The following is a 1,242-nucleotide window of genomic DNA, read 5'->3' as shown; positions in this document are numbered from 1 at the left end:
GACATCGTGGACACATCGCAACGTCCGATGGCCTGATAGTTCTTGGTCGGATCGAGGGTGAGGTGCCTAAGCATCTCACCCTCTTCCGTCAGGATCCGGACGTCGAGATCGGCCACGAGCATGATGACCGACTTGTGTCGGTGGATTCGTCCCACGCCGATGTGATGCAGCTTGCCTTTGTGGCGTAAGGTGACCGCTCCTCCTCCGTCGATGCGGTCTCTGCGCACCCTCGTGCCCTTTGGTATGTCGAAGAGCGGTGCCGCCGGCCGGGCCTTGTCGCGTGAGTCGAAGGCGGCTTTCGGTGTGAGACGGCCCCTGGCCCGATGCGGGCGAACCTCGTTGTAGTAGGCGACGAAGGTGTCGATCTGCATCTGCAGCTCAGTGACGTCGGCAGCAGCCGCCTGCTTGCTCAGATAACCCTTGAGCGTCTGGTGAAACCGCTCGATCTTGCCGCAGGTTTGCGGATGGTAGGGCCTCGAGTGGTGATAGGCGATGCCGCGTGCGAGCAGTTCGGTCTCGACCACGTTTGCACCGCCACGGTGCCACGCGGTGTAGACGCACCCGTTGTCAGTGAGCAGGGATGCCGGATATCCCCACAGGTCAGCGGCCTGCTCGAAGACGCGCAACACGTCGGGTGCGCGCACGACCCGTATCGCCTGACTCGCCACGATCAGGCGAGAGTGGTCGTCTAGGAAGTTCAAGATGTCGACTTGCGAACCACAGGCGAGCTTCCAGTGCGTCACGTCCGACTGCCACCGTTCGTTCGGGAGCGAGGCCTCGAAGCGGATCCACGAACTTCTGGGACGCTTGTGCGATTGCGGCGTCACGAACCCTCGCCGCTTCAAGATCCTCCAGATCGTGGACACGGACGGGACCCGGTCGAGCCCCGCCTCGCTCAGGTGGAAGTGGATGGTGAGCGCACCGGCATCAAAGCCAGTTGAGGTGAGCTCTGTTCTGAGCGCCACGATGCGCTCCTCGACATCGGCAGGGGTGCGATGGGGGACACGGCCTGGCGCTCGGGAGCGAGGAGCGAGTGCCTCGTAGCCGCCCTCGCGATACCGGGAGATGACCTTGGCTACCCAACTTTTCGACACCCCGTGGGCACGAGCCACCTCCCGGTAGCTCCGTCCCTCGACGAGCACGGCCTCGACGACATAGCGAGCCAGATCCACCGCAGACACCCCTTCCGTAGGTGTCCACGATGTTCCGACACATCTGTCCACGATGTGGTGAACTCACACA

Annotated in this window: 1 protein-coding gene; it reads right to left on the bottom strand. The window is 63.0% G+C overall.

Annotated features, from left to right (window positions below; all coding sequences use genetic code 11):
- Positions 1-1,172, bottom strand: a 1,172-nt coding sequence (locus tag U1E26_00010) for an IS481 family transposase (GenBank protein MDZ4168023.1), incomplete at its 3' end; no start/stop codon positions are given.
- Positions 1,173-1,242: the final 70 nt, after the last annotated feature.

The sequence above is a fragment of the Coriobacteriia bacterium genome, assembly GCA_034370385.1.
Taxonomy (GTDB): Bacteria; Actinomycetota; Coriobacteriia; order Anaerosomatales; family PHET01; genus JAXMKZ01.
Note: the sequence above shows the minus strand (reverse complement) of the source record. Positions and strands in the feature narration are given on the sequence as shown.